The organism is Rhodospirillales bacterium (assembly GCA_016699855.1).
Lineage (GTDB): Bacteria > Pseudomonadota > Alphaproteobacteria > Reyranellales > Reyranellaceae.
The window spans coordinates 3,485,190-3,503,838 of the sequence record CP064988.1; the positions used below are offsets into that span (position 1 = coordinate 3,485,190).

The 18,649-nt window shown below is 71.6% G+C and carries 14 protein-coding genes, 1 other RNA gene and 2 pseudogenes; 11 read left to right on the plus strand and 6 right to left on the minus strand.

What is annotated here, in order from left to right; all coding sequences use genetic code 11:
* Nucleotides 1-56: 56 nt before the first annotated feature.
* An RNA gene (gene ffs, locus IPK81_16380) (signal recognition particle sRNA small type) lies at nucleotides 57-154 on the minus strand.
* 64 nt (nucleotides 155-218) lie between these two features.
* Nucleotides 219-1,602: pseudogene (gene cobA / locus IPK81_16385) on the minus strand (uroporphyrinogen-III C-methyltransferase).
* Between the two features lie 356 nt (nucleotides 1,603-1,958).
* Here cobA and ntrB point away from each other — a divergent pair.
* The 6 genes and pseudogenes from ntrB (at nucleotide 1,959) to IPK81_16415 (ending at nucleotide 10,592) form a co-directional block, all read left to right on the plus strand.
* Nucleotides 1,959-2,870 carry a nitrate ABC transporter permease gene (ntrB, locus tag IPK81_16390; GenBank protein ID QQS11160.1) on the plus strand — a complete coding sequence of 304 codons (912 nt, stop codon included), beginning with the start codon at nucleotides 1,959-1,961 and terminating at the stop codon, nucleotides 2,868-2,870.
* Nucleotides 2,871-2,886: 16 nt separating this feature from the next.
* Nucleotides 2,887-3,690 carry an ABC transporter ATP-binding protein gene (locus IPK81_16395; GenBank protein ID QQS11161.1) on the plus strand — a complete coding sequence of 268 codons (804 nt, stop codon included), beginning with the start codon at nucleotides 2,887-2,889 and terminating at the stop codon, nucleotides 3,688-3,690.
* 16 nt (nucleotides 3,691-3,706) lie between these two features.
* Nucleotides 3,707-6,144: pseudogene (locus IPK81_16400) on the plus strand (NAD(P)/FAD-dependent oxidoreductase).
* A gap of 25 nt (nucleotides 6,145-6,169) precedes the next feature.
* Complete coding sequence (nirD, locus tag IPK81_16405) at nucleotides 6,170-6,493, plus strand: nitrite reductase small subunit NirD (GenBank protein QQS11162.1); 324 nt, start codon at nucleotides 6,170-6,172, stop codon at nucleotides 6,491-6,493.
* An 11-nt stretch (nucleotides 6,494-6,504) separates the two neighbouring features.
* Nucleotides 6,505-9,180: a nitrate reductase gene (locus IPK81_16410; GenBank protein ID QQS11163.1), complete on the plus strand. Its 2,676-nt coding sequence runs from the start codon at nucleotides 6,505-6,507 to the stop codon at nucleotides 9,178-9,180.
* A 98-nt stretch (nucleotides 9,181-9,278) separates the two neighbouring features.
* Nucleotides 9,279-10,592, plus strand: a complete 1,314-nt coding sequence (locus tag IPK81_16415; GenBank protein QQS11164.1) for an ABC transporter substrate-binding protein — start codon at nucleotides 9,279-9,281, stop codon at nucleotides 10,590-10,592.
* 37 nt (nucleotides 10,593-10,629) lie between these two features.
* On the opposite strand, the gene IPK81_16420 is transcribed toward IPK81_16415, so the two are convergent.
* From IPK81_16420 to IPK81_16435, 4 genes are all read right to left on the minus strand, one after another.
* The gene (locus IPK81_16420) at nucleotides 10,630-11,406 is read right to left on the minus strand and encodes a hypothetical protein (protein QQS11165.1); all 777 of its coding nucleotides are present in this window, start codon (nucleotides 11,404-11,406) and stop codon (nucleotides 10,630-10,632) included.
* A 415-nt stretch (nucleotides 11,407-11,821) separates the two neighbouring features.
* On the minus strand, nucleotides 11,822-12,040 hold the full coding sequence (locus IPK81_16425; protein QQS15151.1) for a hypothetical protein: 219 nt from the start codon (nucleotides 12,038-12,040) through the stop codon (nucleotides 11,822-11,824).
* A gap of 21 nt (nucleotides 12,041-12,061) precedes the next feature.
* A complete protein-coding gene (locus IPK81_16430; GenBank protein QQS11166.1) occupies nucleotides 12,062-12,343 on the minus strand; it encodes a hypothetical protein in 282 nt (93 codons plus the stop codon).
* A 2-nt stretch (nucleotides 12,344-12,345) separates the two neighbouring features.
* Nucleotides 12,346-13,785, minus strand: a complete 1,440-nt coding sequence (locus IPK81_16435; protein QQS11167.1) for a thioredoxin — start codon at nucleotides 13,783-13,785, stop codon at nucleotides 12,346-12,348.
* A gap of 130 nt (nucleotides 13,786-13,915) precedes the next feature.
* Here IPK81_16435 and IPK81_16440 point away from each other — a divergent pair, with 130 nt between their 5' ends.
* From IPK81_16440 to IPK81_16460, 5 genes are all read left to right on the plus strand, one after another.
* Nucleotides 13,916-15,148, plus strand: a complete 1,233-nt coding sequence (locus IPK81_16440; GenBank protein ID QQS11168.1) for an MFS transporter — start codon at nucleotides 13,916-13,918, stop codon at nucleotides 15,146-15,148.
* A 78-nt stretch (nucleotides 15,149-15,226) separates the two neighbouring features.
* Complete coding sequence (locus tag IPK81_16445; GenBank protein ID QQS11169.1) at nucleotides 15,227-15,823, plus strand: DUF4126 domain-containing protein; 597 nt, start codon at nucleotides 15,227-15,229, stop codon at nucleotides 15,821-15,823.
* Nucleotides 15,824-16,101: 278 nt separating this feature from the next.
* Nucleotides 16,102-16,779, plus strand: a complete 678-nt coding sequence (locus IPK81_16450; protein QQS11170.1) for a pyrimidine 5'-nucleotidase — start codon at nucleotides 16,102-16,104, stop codon at nucleotides 16,777-16,779.
* A gap of 264 nt (nucleotides 16,780-17,043) precedes the next feature.
* Nucleotides 17,044-17,979, plus strand: coding sequence for a 2-dehydropantoate 2-reductase (gene panE, locus IPK81_16455; protein ID QQS11171.1), 936 nt, complete (start codon nucleotides 17,044-17,046; stop codon nucleotides 17,977-17,979).
* A gap of 109 nt (nucleotides 17,980-18,088) precedes the next feature.
* Entirely contained in the window at nucleotides 18,089-18,550 is a 462-nt protein-coding gene (locus tag IPK81_16460; GenBank protein ID QQS11172.1) for a hypothetical protein, read from the plus strand.
* The last annotated feature ends 99 nt before the right edge of the window (nucleotides 18,551-18,649 follow it).

Here is an 18,649-nt window from a genome sequence, read left to right on the forward strand (position 1 = left end):
CGGGCGCCGGGCGGGCGCTCCGCCTCGTCGGCCGGAGCGGTGAGTACCGGAGAACCGGGTGGGAGACCGGACACGACCCGCAGCGAATTCGTTACGGCTGCTTCCTTCCGGATCTGACCGGGTTGGCGAAGACTACGTCCGCGCCGGCCTCCCGAGGGCCTTATATCAGGACTCGCCCCCGATTCGGCAAGGCGGAAGAATCGGCCCGGAAACGGCGCTCACGCGGCGGCGTGGGCGGGGTAGGGCGCGCGTTCGCGCGGCCGGCGGTCGGGCGCGCGGGCGGCCGGCTGGTCCACGATGTCGACCGCGATCGACACGACCGAGCCGATCAGGATCATCGCCGGACGCGACGGGTCGAGGCTGGCGATCCGGCCGGCGATGTCGCCCAGCGTGCCGAACAGGGTCTTCTGGGTCGACCGCGTGCCGTCGACCACCACCGCGACGGGGGTGCCCGGATCGAGCCCGCGGCCGATCAGCCGCGCCGTCAGCTGGCGCACGGTCGCCAGGCCCATGTAGACGCACAGCGTCTGCTCGCGCGCCGCCAGCGGCGCCCAGTCGAGATCGAGCGTGCCGTCCTTCAGGTGGCCGGCGACGAAGGTGCAGGTGCGGGCGTGGTCGCGGTGCGTCAGCGGCACGCCGATCGCCGCGGCGCAGCCGGCGGCGGCGGTGATGCCGGGCGTCACGTCGTAGGACACGCGCGCGGCGCGCAGGCCCTCGACCTCCTCGCCGCCGCGGCCGAACACGAACGGATCGCCGCCCTTCAGGCGCACAACGCGCCGGCCGCGGCGCGCCTGCTCGACCAGCGTGGCGATGATCTCCTGCTGCGGCACGCAATGGTCGGCGCGGCGCTTGCCGACGTAGACGCGCTCGGCGTCGGCGCGGGCGAGCGCGAGGATCTCGGCGCTCACCAGGCGGTCGTAGACGATCACGTCGGCGGCGCGGATCAGGCGTTGCGCGCGCAGCGTCAGAAGTTCCGGATCGCCCGGCCCGGCGCCGACCAGATGGACATGGCCGGCGGGCGGTCCCGCCGACGCCGCGCCGTCCAGCAGGTCGCGGGCGTGGCGCTCGGCCGCCGGGCCGTCGCCGGCCAGCGCCGCCTCGCCCACCGGGCCTTCGAAGAAGCGCTCCCAGAAGCGCGCCCGGGCGGCGGGATGGGTCAGCCGCGCCTTGACGCGGGCGCGCCACGACTCGCCCAGCGACGCCAGCGCGGCGACCGCCGGCGGCACGACCGACTCGATGCGCGCCCGCAGCAGGCGCGCCAGGGTCGGCGCCGCGCCCGACGTGCCGATGGCGATCGTCACGGGATCGCGGTCGACGATGGCCGGCCACGTCACCGAACAGAAAAGCCGGACGGTCGACGGCGTTGACCGGCACGCCGGCCGCGACGCAGGCGTCGAAGACCATGGCGGCGATCCGCTCCGGGACCTCCGCGACCACGACCAGCGCGACGCCGACGATATCGAGCGGATCGAACGCCGCGCGGCGCGCCACCGTGGCGCCGACCGATTCGAGCACCGCGGCCTTCCGCCGCGCCGCGTCGCCCTCGCCGATGACGAGGCAGCGCCGATCGCGCAGATCGTGGAACAACGGCAGGGTACGCATGGTCATCGGCCTCTCGGACCGTCGCGGCGCGGGACACGGCGTCGCCGACGGATCGCGTTTCGCGGTGCAAGCGCTATGCCATGGGGTCGCCGCGGCTCGATGCGCGCGGTCGGCGCGCTCCTGTCCGTGCCTGCCTGCGGATTGACCGTCCGGCGGTCGATTTGCGCGCAGTTGCGGAATCGCCGCCGCCGATGGCCTCGGGGCGCGGCGTGAATTGCGGCGGGAACGCCGCCAATGCGGGCAGGACGCTGAATCGACAGGCGGAATCGCGGCCCTCCGGCGTTGGCATGTGCGTTGCAGCATCGCCGGGTGAACGCGGCGCGCGTCGACGCGCGCCGCGAATGAAAGGTAGATGAATGCGTTCCGCCGCCCGCCTCCAGGTCGCTCGCCCCGCCGCGCCCCAGGCGGCCGCCGTCGCCGCGCCCGCCAGCGTGATCCCGATCGCCGCGCGTTCGCGCGAGCCGCTCGCCCGCCGCGCGCTCGGCGTGCTGCGCGACGCCGCCACGTCGGTCGTTCCACCGGCGATCATGCTCGCGCTGCTGCTGTTGATCTGGCAGCTCGCGTTCGACCGCCCCGGCGCGACGCTGCCGGCGCCGTCGGTGGTGTGGACGCAGGCGCGCGACCTGATCCTCGATCCCTTCTTCGTCGCCGGGCCCCAGGACATCGGCCTCGGCCTGCGCGTGCTGACGTCCCTGCAGCGCGTCGCCGTGGGCTTCGGCCTGGCGGCGGTCGCGGGCGTGATCCTCGGCGGCATCGTCGGCCAGTCGATGTGGGCGACGCGGGCGCTCGATCCGATCTTCCAGGTTCTGCGCACCGTGCCGCCGCTGGCGTGGCTGCCGATCTCGCTGGCGGCGTTCCGCGACAGCAACCCGTCGGCGATCTTCGTGATCTTCATCACCGCGATCTGGCCGGTGATCATCAACACCGCGGTGGGCGTGCGCAACATCCCGCAGGACTACCGCAACGTGGCCCGCGTGCTGCGGCTCAACACCTTCGAGTTCTTCTTCAAGATCATGATGCCGGCGGCGGCGCCCTACATCTTCACCGGCCTGCGCATCGGCATCGGCCTGTCGTGGCTGGCGATCGTCGCGGCGGAGATGCTGACCGGCGGCGTCGGCATCGGCTTCTTCATCTGGGACGCGTGGAACAGCTCGCGGCTGCCCGACATCGTCGTGGCCCTGGTCTACATCGGCGTCGTCGGCTTCGCGCTCGACCGCCTGATCGCCGTGGTCGCCGGCTTCGTGTCGCGCGGCACCAGCGCCAGCTGAGCGGGAGCGCCACGCCATGAACCCGAAGCCCTACCTCAAGTTCGAGCAGATCGGCATCTCGTTCCCGCGCGGGGCCGCCCGCAACGAGGTCCTGCGCGACGTCAACCTGACCATCGCCGCGGGCGAGTACGTCTCGATCATCGGCCACTCCGGCTGCGGCAAGTCGACCCTGCTCAACATCGTGGGCGGCCTGCTGACCTCGACGGTCGGCGAGGTCTTCCTCGAGGGCGAGGTGGTCGACAAGCCCGGTCCGGACCGCGCCATCGTGTTCCAGAACCACTCGCTGCTGCCGTGGCTGACGGTCTACGGCAACGTGCGGATGGCCGTCGACAAGGTGTTCGGGCGCGAGCGCACCGCCGCCCAGCGGCACGACTGGGTCATGCACAACCTCGAGCTGGTCCAGATGGCGGCGCACCGCGACAAGCGCCCGCACGAGATCTCCGGCGGCATGAAGCAGCGCGTCGGCATCGCCCGCGCGCTCGCCATGGAGCCCAAGGTGCTGCTGATGGACGAGCCGTTCGGCGCGCTCGACGCGCTGACCCGCGCCCACCTCCAGGACTCGGTGATGGAGATCCACGCCAAGCTCGGCAACACCGCGCTGATGATCACGCACGACGTCGACGAGGCGGTGCTGCTGTCCGACCGGATCGTGATGATGACCAACGGCCCGTCGGCGACGATCGGCGAGATCCTGTCGGTCGACCTGCCGCGGCCGAGGCGGCGGCTGGAGCTGGCGACCGATCCGGAATACGCCCGCTGCCGGGCGTCGGTGATGGAGTTCCTCTACGCGCGGCACAAGCTGCCGTCGCGCGCGGCCTGAGCGGGAGCGCCGCGCCATGCGCGAACGTCTCGTCGTCGTCGGCAACGGCATGGCCGGCATGCGCGCGGTCGAGGAGCTGCTGGCGCGCGCGCCGGACCGCTACGCCATCACGGTCTTCGGCGCCGAGCCGCACGTCAACTACAACCGGATCATGCTGTCGCCGCTGCTGGCCGGCGAGAAGACGTTCGACGAGATCGTCATCAACGACCGCGCCTGGTACGACGACAACGGCATCGAGCTGGTCGCCGGCGACCGCGTCGTCGAGATCCGGCGCTACGCGCGCGAGGTGGTGTCCGCCTCGGGACGCGTCACGCCCTACGACCAGCTGATCCTGGCCACGGGCTCCGATCCGTTCATCATCCCCGTCCCGGGCCGCGATCTGCCGGGCGTCGTGACCTTCCGCGACGTCGCCGACGTCGAGGCCATGCTGGCGGCCGCGAAGTCGAAGCGTCGCGCCGTCGTCATCGGCGGCGGCCTGCTCGGCCTCGAGGCGGCCAACGGCCTGCTCGCCAACGGCATGGAGGTGACCGTCGTCCACCTCATGCCGACGTTGATGGAGCGCCAGCTCGACGAGACCGCCGGTCTGCTGCTGCAGCGCGAGCTGGAGCGCCGCGGCCTGCGCGTGGTCACGCGCGCCAACACCGAGGCGATCACCGGCAACGGCGCGGTCGAGGCGGTGCGTCTGGCCGACGGCGAGGAGATTCCGGCCGACCTGGTCGTGATGGCCGTCGGCATCCGGCCCGGCGACGGCGCTGGCGCGCGACGGCGGCGTCGAGACCAAGCGCGGCGTGGTGGTCGACGACGGCATGCGCACCTCCGACCCGCACATCCTCGCGGTCGGCGAGTGCGTCGAGCACCGCGGACAGATCTACGGCCTGGTGGCGCCGCTGTTCGACATGGCCAAGGTCTGCGCCGCGCGCCTCGCGGGCGACGAGGCGGCGGCCTACGAGGGCTCGGTGACGTCGACCAAGCTCAAGGTCACGGGCATCGACGTGTTCTCCGCCGGCGACTTCCAGGGCGGCGACGGCAAGGAGGACATCGTCTTCCGCGACGCCGCGCGCGGCGTCTACAAGCGCGTCGTCCTCAAGGACGACCGCATCCTCGGCGCCGTCCTCTACGGCGACACCCAGGACGGCGCCTGGTACTTCCAGATGCTGAAGGACCTCGCCGACGTCTCGGAGATGCGCGACGGGCTGATCTTCGGACCCGGCTTCACCGGCGGGAGGGCGCGCTGGACCCTACTGGCCGCCGTCGCGGCGCTGCCGGACAAGGCCGAGATCTGCGGCTGCAACGGCGTCTGCAAGGGGAAGATCGTCGCGGCGATCCGGGACAAGGGCCACGCCACGGTCGAGGCGGTGCGCGCCCACACCAAGGCCTCGTCGTCCTGCGGCTCGTGCACCGGCCTGGTCGAGCAACTGCTGTCGATCGAGCTCGGCGATTCGTTCGAGACGGTGAAGCGCAAGCCGATGTGCGGCTGCGTCGAGCACACCCACGACGACGTGCGCCGCCTGATCCTCGCCAAGGGCCTGAAGACCATCCCGCAGTCGATGCAGGCGCTGGAGTGGCGCACGGCCGACGGCTGCGCCGAGCTGCCGGCCGGCGTTGAACTACTACCTGCTGTGCGCGTGGCCGGCCGAGTACGTCGACGATTCGCAGGCGCGCTTCGTCAACGAGCGCATGCACGCCAACATCCAGAAGGACGGCACCTACTCGGTCATCCCGCGCATGTGGGGCGGGATGACCACCGCCGCCGAGCTCCGCGCCATCGCCGACGTGGTCGACAAGTACGCGATCCCGGCCGTGAAGGTGACCGGCGGCCAGCGTCTCGATCTGCTCGGCGTCAAGCGCGAGCAGCTGCCCGAGGTGTGGCGCGATCTCAACGCCGCCGGCATGGTCTCCGGCCACGCCTACGGCAAGGCGCTGCGCACGGTGAAGACCTGCGTCGGCTCGGAGTGGTGCCGGTTCGGCACGCAGGATTCGACCGGCATGGGCATCGCGCTGGAGCGCATGAGCTGGGGCTCGTGGACGCCGCACAAGTTCAAGATGGCGGTGTCGGGCTGCCCGCGGAACTGCGCCGAGGCGACGATCAAGGATTTCGGCGTCGTCGCCACCGACCAGGGCTGGGACCTGCACGTCGGCGGCAACGGCGGCATCAAGGTCCGCGTCACCGATCTGCTGTGCAAGGTCACGACCGACGCCGAGGTGATGGAGTATTGCGGCGCCTTCATGCAGCTCTACCGCGAGGAGGCGCGCTACCTCGAGCGCACCGCGCCGTGGATCGAGCGGGTCGGCCTGGCGCACGTGCGCGAGCGCGTGGTCGACGACGCGGAGAACCGGGCCGCCCTCCACAAGCGCTTCCTCGCGGCGCAGGAGCCGGCGCAGGACGACCCGTGGGCGGCGCGCGCCGCCGGCGCCGAGGCCGGCCAGTTCGCCACGATGGCCACCGTCGACTGACCGGCGGCGACGAGGAGGAGTTCCCATGGACCAGACCGTACGCTGGCAGATCGTCGGCAAGCTCGAGGACATCCCGCGCCAGGGCGCGCGGGTCGTGCGCACGCGGCGCGGCGACGTCGCGGTGTTCCGCACGCTGGGCGACGAGGTGTTCGCGCTCGACGACCGCTGCCCCCACAAGGGCGGCCCCCTGTCGCAGGGCATCGTGCACGGCACCAAGGTCGCCTGCCCGCTGCACAACTGGGTGATCGACCTCGCCTCGGGCCAGGCCACCGGCCCCGACGAGGGTTGCGCCCGCAGTATCCCGGTGTCGGTCGGCGCCGACGGCATCGTCGTGCTCGGCATCGGCTGACGGCGGCGGCGATGCCCGACGGCGCCCCGGCCGCGATCCGCACGACCTGTCCGTATTGCGGCGTGGGTTGCGGCGTGATCGCGACGCCGGACGGCGCCGGCGGATTGAGCGCGGCGGGCGATCCCGATCATCCCGCCAACCGCGGCCGTCTGTGCTCCAAAGGCTCGGCGCTGGCCGAGACGTTCGGCCTGGAAGGCCGCCTGCTCGCGCCGGAGATCGACGACCGCCCGGTCGGCTGGGACGCCGCCCTCGACCACGTCGCGGACCGGTTCTCGGAGATCGTCCGCGGGCACGGTCCCGACGCCGTCGGCTTCTACGTGTCGGGCCAGCTGCTGACCGAGGACTACTATGTCGCCAACAAGCTGCTGAAGGGTTTCATCGGCTCGCGCCATCTCGACACCAACTCGCGGCTGTGCATGGCCTCGTCGGTCGCCGGCCACCGTCGCGCCTTCGGCGCCGACGTGGTGCCGGGCAACTACGAGGACCTCGAGCTCGCCGACCTGGTCGTGCTCGTCGGATCGAATCTCGCATGGTGCCATCCCGTGCTGTTCCAGCGGCTGGTGGCGGCTAAGGCGGCGCGGCCGGAGATGCGCGTGGTCGTGGTCGACCCGCGGCGGACGGCGACCTGCGACATCGCCGATCTGCATCTGGCGATCGACGCCGGCGGCGACGTGCCGTTGTTCGCGGGCCTGCTGGTAGATATTGAGCGCGAGGGACTCGCGGCGCGGAGTTGGCTCGACGCGCACGCCACCGGCGCCGCCGAGACGCTGGCCGCCGCGCGCGCCGCGACGCCGGACGCCGCCGCCGTGGCGGCCGCGACCGGGCTGCCGCGCCACGCCGTCGAGCGCTTCTACGCCTGGTTCGTCGCGACGGAGCGCGTGGTCACCGTCTACTCGCAGGGTGTCAACCAGTCGACCAGCGGCGTCGACAAGGTCAACGCGATCGTCAACGCGCATCTGCTGACGGGCCGGATCGGCCGCCCGGGCATGGGGCCGTTCTCGGTCACCGGCCAGCCCAACGCCATGGGCGGCCGCGAGGTCGGCGCGCTGGCCAACATGCTGGCCGCGCACATGACCTACGACGATCCGGCCGACGTCGACCGGGTACGCCGCTTCTGGGACGCGCCGCGCATCGCGTCGTTGGCCGGCCACAAGGCGGTCGATTTCTTCCGCGCCGTCGAGCGCGGCGAGATCCGCGCGGTGTGGGTCATGGCGACCAATCCGGCCGTCAGCCTGCCCGACGCGTCGCGGGTGGTGCGTGCGCTACGGGCCTGCGAGTTCGTGGTCGTCAGCGACTTCGTGCGCGACACCGACACCGCGCGGCTGGCGCATGTCCGCCTGCCGGCGGCGGCGTGGGGCGAGAAGAGCGGCACCGTGACCAACTCGGAGCGCCGGATTTCGCGCCAGCGCGCCGCGGTCGCGGCGCCGGGCGAGGCGCGGCCGGACTGGTGGATCGTGTCTCAGGTGGCGCGGCGCATGGGCTTCGAGGCGGCCTTCGCCTACCGGCGGCCGGCCGACATCTTCCGCGAGCACGCCGCCTTGTCGGCGTTCGAGAACGACGGCGCGCGGGCCTTCGACCTCGGCGCGCTGGCCGCGCTCGACGACGAGGGCTACGACGCGCTGTCGCCGACCCAGTGGCCGTTCCCGGCCGGCGCGGCGGCGCCGACGGAGCGGCTGTTCGGCGCCGGCGGATTCCTCGGCCCCGGTGGCCGCGCCCGCCTCGTGCCGACGCCGCCCCGGCCGCGCGCCAACGCCACGGACCGCGACTATCCGCTGACCCTCAACACCGGCCGCTACCGCGACCAGTGGCACACCATGACGCGCACCGGGCGCGCGCCGCGTCTGGCCACGCATCTGCCGGAACCGCTGCTTGAGGTGCATCCGCGCGACGCCGAGGCCGACGGTCTTGTCGATGGCGGCTTCGCGCGCGTCGAGAGCCGGTGGGGCGAGGCCACGCTGCGGGTGCGCGTCACCGACGCGCAGCGCCGCGGCGCGTGCTTCGCGCCGATGCACTGGACGGCGGCGCTGGCCGCGACCGGCCGCGTCAACGAGATCGTCAATCCCGACGTCGATCCGCTCTCGGGCCAGCCGGAGCTGAAGGCGACGCCGGTGCGCCTGTCGCCGGTGGCGATGGGTTGGCACGGCGTCGTCGTGGCGCGCGAGCGCCTGTCGCTCGACGGCTTCGCGTACTGGGTCGAAGTGCGCGGCGATGGCCATTGGCGCTACGAGCTCGCCGGTCCGGAACCCGCCGTCGAGGTCTGGCCGCGGGTCGCGGCCCTGGCCGGCGACGCCGCGCGGTTCGACTGGCTGGAATACCTCGACAACGCCGCCGGCCGGTTCCGCGCCGCCGCCATCGCCGCCGAGCGCGTCGCTTTCGCGGCCTACGCCGCCGGGGACGCGCGCGCCCTGCCGACCCGGGAGTGGGTCTCGGACCTGTGCGCGCGCGACGCGCTCACGCCGCGGGAGCGCCATGCGCTGCTGGCGGGACGAGATCCCGGCCGGTCGATCGATCCCGGACCGATCGTCTGCAGCTGCTTCTCGGTCGGGCGCACGGCGATCGCCGGCGCCATCGCGGGCGGCTGCCGCTCGGCCGCCGCCGTCGGCGAGCGGGTCAAGGCGGGCAGGAACTGCGGCTCGTGCCTGCCGGAGATCCGGGCGCTGATCGCGGCGGCGACACGCGCGGCCTGAACCGGCTCGATGTCTGGATCGACCTCGATGGCACGCGCATTGCTGAGTGCGTAGGCGGAAGTCCCAAAGGGCGTGGCGCGACCGGAACAGGAGAGATCATGTCAGGCGGCAACAAGAATTCGACGATCGGCCCGTTCACCCGTCGTGGCGCGTTGCGCGCGGCGTCGGCGGTCGCGACCGTCGCGGCGGCCCGCATGGCGTTTCCCGGCGGCGCGTTCGCGCAGGCGGCCGGCCCGGAGGTCGACAAGGTCACGCTGGGCTTCATCGCGCTGACCGACGCCGCGCCGCTGATCGTGGCCCAGGAGAAGGGGATTTTCGCCAAGCACGGCATCAAGAACGCCAACATCGCCAAGCAGGCGTCGTGGGGCGCGACCCGCGACAATCTGGTGCTGGGCGGCGAGAAGGGCGGCATCGACGGCGCCCATATCCTGACACCGATGCCGTACCTGATCTCGCTGGGCACGGTCACGTCGAGCAACGTGCCGGTGCCGATGCACATCCTGGCGCGGTTGAACACCGACTCGCAGGCGATCTCGGTCGCCAAGGACCTCATGCCGGCGGGCGCAAAGGTCGATTCGGCGCCGCTGAAGGAAGTGTTCGCCAAACGCCGCGCCGAGGGCAAGGAGGTCAAGTGCGCCATGACCTTCCGCGGCGGCACCCACGACGTGTGGATCCGCTACTGGCTGGCGGCCGGCGGCATCGATCCCGACAAGGACGTCTCGACCATCGTCGTGCCGCCGCCGCAGATGGTGGCCAACATGAAGGTCGGCAACATGGACGCCTTCTGCGTCGGCGAGCCGTGGAACGAGCAGCTCGTCAACCAGGGCATCGGCTACACGGCGTGCACGACCGGCGAGATCTGGAAGCACCATCCCGAGAAGAGCCTCGGCGTGCGCGCCGACTGGGTGGCGAAGAACCCCAAGGCCGCGCTCGCCGTGACCACGGCCACGATCGAGGCCCAGATCTGGTGCGACAAGATGGAGAACAAGGAGGAGATGTGCCAGATCCTCTCCAAGCGCCAGTGGTTCAACGTGCCCGTGCCGGACATCTACGGCCGCATCAATGGCGATGTTAACTACGGCGACGGCCGCAAGGTCGTCGGCTCGCAGCTCCTGATGAAATTCTTCCGCGACCACTCGTCGTACCCGTTCCAGAGCCACGAGCTGTGGTTCCTGACCGAGAACCAGCGCTGGGGGAATTTGCCGTCGACGCTCGACACCAAGGACATCATCGCCAAGGTCAACCGCGAGGACATCTGGCGCGCCGCCGCCAAGATCGCCGGCGTGGCTCCCGAGGCTATGCCCGCCGGCGTGTCGCGCGGCAAGGAGACGTTCTTCGACGGCAAGGTGTTCGACCCCGAGGATCCCAAGGCCTATCTCGCCAGCCTCGCCATCAAGAAGGCGGCGGCTTAACCGCGGGGCGCGGCGCCGGCCTCCGGCGCCGCCACGCTCAGAACAACACCGTGCCCCGGCCGTAGGCTATGGTTTTGTACGACTTCGCGTCGCCGCCGATGCGGGTCGCGAAGCCGGCGGCGATCTGGAAGTTCTCGCCGATCCCCTTCACGACCATGACGTCGAACGGCACGAACCAGCTGTTGGTGCGTTCGTTGTAGGTGATCGCGTTCTCGTCCCAGAAGGTGACGCTCCACTTGTCCGGCAGGCGCAGCGTGACGGTCGGGAACAGGTCCCACGACCGGGCGGTGACGACGCCCGCGCGCGTCGGCGAAAAGCCGTGGAAATGGCGCGCCATCGGCGCGATGGTCAGGCCCTCGGCGATCCCCGGAATGGTCAGCGCCATGCCGACCTGGGGAGCCACCTGCCATTGCGCCGAGCCGAACGGCGGCTTGCCGCCCGTGGGGTAGACCAGCCGCACGCCGGCGGAGAACGTCAGGCCTGGCAGCACCTGCGGCGTGGTCACCGAGGCCTGGGTAAGCACGTCGCCGACATGCGCCGAGAAATCGCCGCCGGGATTGCCGACGCCGCGTTTGTCGGTGTCCAGCAACGGTAGATCGCCGCGCAGCGCCGCCTTCCAGCCGCCCGGCAGCTGGAAGCTCCGCTGCGCCCGGATCGTCAGCTTGTTCAGATGCGAGTCGGTGGCGTCGTCGTTGCGTTGCCCGAACATCCAGACGTCGATGCGGGTGTCCGGTGGGCGCGGCGTCTGCGCCGACGCGGCGGCGGGCGCGACCGCCAACGCTGCCAGGATCCCCGGTACGGCGCCCAACGACATCCGGCCCCGTCGCCTTCGTCCCCGAACGCCCATCATCCATCCTCCACGCCACGCCGGGCGCGACCGGCGCCCACGACCTTCGTCGCCCAAGCAGTATAGCGCATCCGCGCCCGTCTGTCGGCGCGGGGGGGGGGGAAGGGCGCCGGCGCGGCCGCGTCGACGGCGCGACGGCCGCGCATGGCGGCTCCGGTTTTTCCGGAGGATGACGGGCACCCCGTCTCCCCCGCACGACGACATCGTGCGGGGAAGCGGGTCACGCCGTCCTATAGGACGGCCTGCCGCGCCTCGCGGCGACTCATACGGCGCCACGTGTTGCGGGCCGGGTAGGGCCGCTTACAGGAAGGGTATCAGGGCGTCCGATCCGCCCCTCGCCGCCGTGGCGGACGGAGGGGCGGGCGCCCGCGACGCGACGACGCTAGTTCGTCGTCATCCGCTTGACGATCTCCTCGAAGGCGTCGTCGGCGATCTTGCGGATCTCGTCGTCGGTGCGGTCCTGGATGGGATGCGGCACCCAGACGAGGGTCGGTTCGTAGCCGAGCGTGGCGCTCTGCGCGGCGGCGGCTTCGACGAAGGCTTCCGTGGCGACGCCTAGGGCGGGGATGCCGCGGCTCTCAAGATCGGAAATGTCGTGCAGACTGCACGTTGTGCAAGAGCCTCAATCGGCCAGGCCCTCGACGACGATCTTCACCTCCTCGGCGATCTTCTGGCGCAGCTCCAGCGGCGCCAGACGGCTCGGCGTCGCCTTGGCGTAGCGCTTCACGGTGAAGCCGCGCTCCGTCAGGCGGTGGTCGAGGCGGTCGAGGAAGATGTTGCCGCGGGCCTTGGCGATGTCGAGCAGCCCGATCGTGACGCCGTCGAGCGACGGCGGCCGCGCCGGCTTCTGCCGGCCCACGACCTGGAGCTCGCCCGTGGGGTCGAGCAGGGTTCTGGTGTCCATGGTCAGTCTCGCACCTCCTTGGTGACGGGGACGCTGTTGATCTCGGCGCCGGGCGCCCACCCGGCGAGGATACCGGAGAACAGGCCGGCCGTCCCGCCGGCGTGCACGACGTTCAATCCGTCGGGGCGGAACTTGCGCACGATCTTGCCGGCGAGCTTCTCCGGCACGCCGACGGCGCAGCCGTCGACGCCACGCATGACCGTCTCGGCCGGCACCTGCGTCAGGCGGTGCACCTCGTCCTTGAATCGCTTCTTGGTCCAGCCGGCCTGGCGGAACAGGCGCTGGTGCTCCGGCGACATCACGATGAACGCGTCCGGGCCGGGGAACGATTTGGGATGGGCGACGGCGCGCAGGCAGGCGGCGAAGCTGGCGGACAGCGATTCCGGCGTGCGCGAATTCTGGTCGACCACGCCCTGCACGCCGTAGCCGGCGAACAGCGTCACCGCCGACTTCCCGGGCGCGACGCCGCGCTCGACCGACAGCGGCTCCCACGACATGCCTTCCTCGTCCTCGGCGAAGCACATCCCGACCTTGCCGGGATTGCCCAGCGTGGCGCGGTCGACGCCGCCGGGCCGGCCGCCGCCGATGTTGCGGATCGCGAGCTGCAAGGCGCGGCCGATGGTGTTGTTGGCGCGGTTGCCCTGGCCGAGCGCGTTGACGCCGGAGTTCATGCCGAGCGCGCGCCGCGCCGGGCCGTTCACGATCGCGATCGGTCCGATGAACATGGTCGTGGCGATGACGCCGTGGAGGCAGAAGGCGTCGTCGAGCGCGGCTTCCACCGCCGCCAGCAGCACCGGCATGTACTCCGGCTTGCAACCGGCCATCACCGCGTTGACGGCGACCTTCTCCACCGTGCAGGCGGCGTAGTCCGGCGGCATCGCGCCCAGCACCTCGCCGGGATCGCGCTTCGTGCCCTGCAGCATGCGGTAGACGCGCACCGGGGTCGGCGGCACGACCGGCAGCCCGTCGCTCCAGCCGCGCTCGAAGCAGGCCTCGCTGTCGTCCTCGTAGCCGCCGATCTCGACCGGCCGGGATTTGAACGACACCGCGCCGAAGCGGATCGCCAGTTCGTCGGCCATGCCGGGATCGACCGTCTTGGAGCCGCAGCCCGGCCGCTCCGCCGGCAGCCCGGCGCCCAGCCCGTCGATCCCCGTCAGCGCCGCCCATTCGCCGCGGTGCCAGCCCACCGCCCGCGCCGTCTCGCGGCCGCCCGCCAGCCGGATCAGGGTCGGCACGGTCTCGATGTCGAGGCGCCACGAGCGCTCGAGCGAGGTGTCGTCGAGGACGCCGGGCACGCCCTCCGGGAAGGTGGGGTCGTCCTGTGTGAGCACGGTCAGCCGCTCGGAGCCGCCGACCAGCGCTCGCAGGACGGGCGTGATCAGCTCGCAGGTCGGGCAGTCGCGTTTGACGACGACGGCGAGGCCGTCGGGCAGGCTGGTCATCTCGGCGTTCCCCGGTTGGTTGACACGACGCTACGCCAGCGCGGGGCCGCCGCCAATCCTCCGGATCGGGACGCCGCCATGACGCTGGCCGCCCCTGCCGTCCCATGTTACCCGGGCACCTGAACCCGACATGGCCGCCCCCGACACCCCGCCGTCAGCCGCGTCGCCCGCGCCCGCGACGCCGGCGGCGGGCCGGCGCACCCTGACGGTGTGCGGCGCCGCGCACGCCCTGCACGACGGCTACACCGACCTGCTCAACGTCCTGTTCCCGCTGCTGCAGGCGCAGTTCGGCCTCGGCTACGCCGCCATCGGCGGTCTGCGCGCCACCTATTCGACGGCCATGGCGGCCGGGCAGATCCCGTCGGGCCTCGCCGCCGAGCGGTTCGGTGGCCACCTCGTGCTGGCGCTGGGCACGGCGCTGGCGGCCATCGGCTACCTCGTCGCCGGCCACGGTGGCGGTCTGGCCGGGGTGGCGCTGGGCATCCTGCTGTCCGGCCTCGGCTCGAGCGCCCAGCATCCCGTCGGCTCCAGCCTCGTGGCCGGCGCTTACGCCGGAACGCGCTCCCGGGCCGCGCTGGGCGCCTACAATTTCACCGGCGATCTCGGGAAGATGCTGATCCCCGCCGGTTTCGCGGCGATGGCCACGCTGCTGCCGTGGCGCACCTCGCTGATGATCGTCGGCGGTCTCGGCCTCGCGCTGGCGGTGCTCCTGCCGCTGGCCTTGGCGCATGAACGCCGCGCCATGGCCGTGTCGCGCGTGGCGCCGGCCACGTCGGAGCCCGACGCGCCCGCCGGCCGGCTGTTCACCGGCCCGTTCAATCTGCTGCTGACCATGCAGATCGTCGATTCGCTGACCCGTGCCGGGTTCCTGACCTTCCTGCCGTTCCTGCTGCAATCCAAGGGCGCCAACCTGCCGACCATCGGCCTGGCGCTGAGCCTGCTGTTCGCCGGCGGCGCGGCGGGCAAGCTGGCCTGCGGCTGGCTGGGGGACCGCTGGGGCGTGCTGCCGACGGTGTTCGCCACCGAGTTCCTGACCGCCGCCGGCATCGTGGCGCTGATCCCGCTGCCGCTCGACGCGGCCCTGGTCCTGCTGCCGTTGGTCGGCGTCGCGCTCAACGGCACGTCCTCGGTGCTCTACGGCACGGTGCCGGAGTTCGTGGCCCCGGAGCGCCGCACGCGGGCGTTCAGCGTGTTCTACACCGGCGGCTCGGTCGCCGGCGCCACCGGCCCGATCCTCTACGGCGCGCTGGGCGACGGCATCGGCCTGACGCCGATGCTGATGGCCGTCGCCGCCGTCGCCCTGCTGTCGCTGCCGTTGGCCTCGGCGCTGCGCCCGGCGTTGCGGGCGGTGCCGGCGCGCTGACGCCGCCCTCGTTTCGCCCGGTCTCCATCCCTATATTGCGCCACGTCGCGGCCCCGTGGCCGCCGGGAGGTCCCCTCGATGGAGTCGCTCTCCACCCTCGCGTTGACGCTCGGCGCCGGCTGGGCCAGCGGGCTGAACCTCTACGCCGCCGTCCTGACGCTGGGGGTCGCCGGGCTGACCGGCGCCGTCGCGCTGCCGCCGGATCTACACGCCCTGCAATCGCCGTGGGTGATCGGCGTCGCGGCGCTGATGTACGCGATCAACTTCTTCGCCGACAAGATTCCGGCCGTCGATTCGCTCAACGACTTCGTGCACACCTTCCTGCGCATCCCCGCCGGCGCGGTGCTGGCGGCGGGCGCGGTCGGCCACGCCGATCCCGTGATGATGGTGGTCGCCGGCCTGGTCGGGGGCACGCTGGCGGCCGGCACGCACGCCACCAAGACCGGCACGCGCATCGTCGCCAACGCCTCGCCCGAGCCGTTCAGCAACATCGCGCTGTCCTTCGCCGAGGACATCGCGGTGTTCGGCGGGTTGTGGCTGGCGCTCAAGCACGCCGCGATCTTCCTCGGCCTGCTCGCGGTCGTGATCGTGATCATGCTCTGGTTGCTGCCGAAGATGGTCCGCCTTGTGTTCGGCCTGTTCCGCCGCGTGACGGGACGCGCGAAGGCGGCGTGAATTTCCCTCTCCGCCGCGCAGCGGGGGAGAGGGAAGGGGCCCGCGCGAAGCGCGGGAAGGGTGAGGTGGTGGTTGTATCGACGGTGATGTCGATTGCACGATCACCGAGCGTTGATATCGAACGCCGCAAACGGCGCAATGACCACCTCACCCTCCCCCATGCTTCGCATGGGTCCCTTCCCTCTCCCCCGCTGCGCGGCGGAGAGGGCTTCTGACGAGCGATGCACCCGCCCCGCCATCGCCTCGACAACTCTGCTTGCGGCGGCTACACGGGCGGCATGGCGACGACCCCTCCGGAGCGGCCCGAGACGTGGCTGTTCGACCTCGACAACACGCTGTATCCAGCGCGCTGCGATCTCTTCGCGCAGACCGACCGGCGGATCGGCGAGTTCATCTCGCGGCTGCTCGACGTGCATGTCGACGAGGCCAAGAAGGTCCAGAAGGAATACTGGAAGACCTACGGCACCTCGCTGCGCGGGCTGATGACGAAGCACAAGGTCGACGCGCCGGCGTATCTCGACTACGTCCACGACATCGACTACGCGCCGGTGCCCGAGAGCCCCGAGCTCGACGACGCGCTGACGCGGCTCGAGGGCCGTAAGATCGTGTTCACCAACGGCACCGTGAAGCACGCCGAGCGCGTGCTGGAGCGGCTCGGCGTCGGCCATCATTTCGAGGGTATCTACGACATCGTCGCCGCCGACTACGTGCCCAAGCCGGAGATGGTGGTCTACAAGGACGTCTGCGCCCGCTACGGCGTCGATCCGGCGCGCGCCGCCATGCTCGACGACATCGCGGTCAATCTGCGGCCGGCCGCCGAACTGGGCATGCGCACGGTGTGGATCCGCACGCCGGAGAGCACGCAGCGCGCCGCCGGCGTCCCGCTCGACCACATCCACCACCAGACCGACGACCTCGTCGACTGGCTGCGCGGCTGGTTGGACGGGCGGGGGTAGAAATTGCCCTCTCCGCCGCGCAGCGGGGGAGAGGGAGGGGACCCATCGCGTCGGCGATGGGGAGGGTGAGGTGGTGTTCGTGCGAGAGTTGATATCGGCTCTGGAAACGTCTTGAGACACCCTGAGCCGACACCGCCTGGTCCGACGACCCACCTCACCCTCCCCATGCTTCGCATGGGTCCCCTCTCTCTCCCCCCGCTCGCGCGGGCGGAGAGGGCCTAATTCCGCGATCGATCCATCCACCAATCAATCCATCGAGCACCCATGAAACTCCTCATCCTCGGCGCCGGCGCGGTCGGCGGGTATTTCGGCGGCAGGCTCCAGCAGGGGGGCGCCGACGTGACGTTCCTGGTGCGCGAGGCGCGCGCGGCGGCGCTGGCGCGCGACGGGCTCAGGATCAAGAGCACGAAGGGCGACGCCACGCTCAAGGTCGAGGCGGTGACCGATGGCGGGCGGGGCGGGCCCTACGACCTCGTGCTGCTGACCTGCAAGGCCTACGACCTCGACGCCGCGATCGAGGCCATCGCGCCGGCGGTCGGCGCCCACACCGCGATCCTGCCGACCCTCAACGGCATGCGCCATCTCGACGTGCTCGACGCCCGCTTCGGCGCGCCCAGGGTGCTGGGCGGCGTCGCCCGCATCGGCACGACCATGGCGGCCGACGGCACCATCGTGCACACCAGCCCGTTCGCGGCGCTGAGCTACGGCGAGCGCGCCGCCACCGGCGCGCCCCGCGCCGCGCTGGTGGCGCTGGAGGCGGCGCGGAAGGCGGCCGGCTTCGACGGCGGCCTCAACGCCGACATCGTCCAGGACATGTGGGACAAGTGGCTGATGCTCGGCACCCTGGCGTCGATGACCTGCGCCATGCGCGGGCCGGTCGGCGACATCCTCGCCGCCACCGACGGCGAGGCGCTGATCCGCGAGACCATCGAGGAGTGCCGCCGCGTCGCATCGGCCGCCGGCCACGAGCCGTCGGCCAAGGCGCTCAAGATCGTCGAGGGCATCCTGCTGGTGAAGGGATCGCTGTTCGCCGCCTCGCTGCTGCACGACCTCGAGAAGGGCGGCCGCGTCGAGGCCGACCACATCGTCGGCGACCTGCTGGCCCGCGCCCGCGCCGCCGGCATCGCCACGCCGAACCTGCGCTTCGCCTACGCCCATCTCCAGACCTACGAGCACCGCCGCGCCCGGCTGGCCAACTGAGCGCCAGCGCTGGCCATGAAATAAATAAGCGAAGGCTCGCCCAGTTCGGGAATTTTCCGCCGCCCCGGCGGTTGATGCTGCGTGGACAGCGTCGACGGGGAGACGGGAAATGGCGTTCAAACGGACATTCGGGGGACCGACCGAGGGGATGGTCGGCCTGTACGATCTCCACAACCAGGTCGGACAGGTGCCCGGCAAGGGCGCGGCGGCGAACAACGGCCGGTCCGATCTGATCGTGGTCCAGTACCTCCTGATCGGCGCCTACCGCGGCGGGGTCGCGCCGCTTGGAGCGCCGATGACCGCCGATGGCGCGTTCGGCCGCCAGACGCATTACTGGCTGCTGTACTTCCGCGGCGACTGCGAGCAGGCGCTGGGCGCCAAGCTCGTCGATCCGCCGGGGGTGGTCCTCCCGTTCGGCAACGCCGTCAGCCGGAGCAGCATGATCTTCCAGCTGAACAAGCGGTTCCGGGCCGCCAACCCCGGCGTCGGCTCGGGCCTCGGCTTCGACGGCACGGATCCGAAGATGCCGCTGAACATCAAGAAGGTGTTCGCCGACATCGGCGAGTTCTGACGGGCGCCGCGCGCGTCGTCGGGGCGCGTTCGAGCCATAGCGCTACAGGACGCGGTGCCCCGCTTACAAGCGCCGGTGCGCGTCCATTCCGCGACCACC

What these genes read in the sequence shown, in the direction of transcription:
- IPK81_16435 (QQS11167.1), bottom strand. Translation starts at nt 13,785, where the DNA reads ATGACCAGCCTGCCCGACGGCCTCGCCGTCGTCGTCAAACGCGACTGC.
- ntrB (QQS11160.1), top strand. Translation starts at nt 1,959, where the DNA reads ATGCGTTCCGCCGCCCGCCTCCAGGTCGCTCGCCCCGCCGCGCCCCAG.
- IPK81_16420 (QQS11165.1), bottom strand. Translation starts at nt 11,406, where the DNA reads ATGTCGTTGGGCGCCGTACCGGGGATCCTGGCAGCGTTGGCGGTCGCG.
- IPK81_16415 (QQS11164.1), top strand. Translation starts at nt 9,279, where the DNA reads ATGTCAGGCGGCAACAAGAATTCGACGATCGGCCCGTTCACCCGTCGT.
- IPK81_16395 (QQS11161.1), top strand. Translation starts at nt 2,887, where the DNA reads ATGAACCCGAAGCCCTACCTCAAGTTCGAGCAGATCGGCATCTCGTTC.
- IPK81_16430 (QQS11166.1), bottom strand. Translation starts at nt 12,343, where the DNA reads ATGGACACCAGAACCCTGCTCGACCCCACGGGCGAGCTCCAGGTCGTG.
- IPK81_16450 (QQS11170.1), top strand. Translation starts at nt 16,102, where the DNA reads ATGGCGACGACCCCTCCGGAGCGGCCCGAGACGTGGCTGTTCGACCTC.
- panE (QQS11171.1), top strand. Translation starts at nt 17,044, where the DNA reads ATGAAACTCCTCATCCTCGGCGCCGGCGCGGTCGGCGGGTATTTCGGC.
- IPK81_16445 (QQS11169.1), top strand. Translation starts at nt 15,227, where the DNA reads ATGGAGTCGCTCTCCACCCTCGCGTTGACGCTCGGCGCCGGCTGGGCC.
- nirD (QQS11162.1), top strand. Translation starts at nt 6,170, where the DNA reads ATGGACCAGACCGTACGCTGGCAGATCGTCGGCAAGCTCGAGGACATC.
- IPK81_16440 (QQS11168.1), top strand. Translation starts at nt 13,916, where the DNA reads ATGGCCGCCCCCGACACCCCGCCGTCAGCCGCGTCGCCCGCGCCCGCG.
- IPK81_16460 (QQS11172.1), top strand. Translation starts at nt 18,089, where the DNA reads ATGGCGTTCAAACGGACATTCGGGGGACCGACCGAGGGGATGGTCGGC.
- IPK81_16410 (QQS11163.1), top strand. Translation starts at nt 6,505, where the DNA reads ATGCCCGACGGCGCCCCGGCCGCGATCCGCACGACCTGTCCGTATTGC.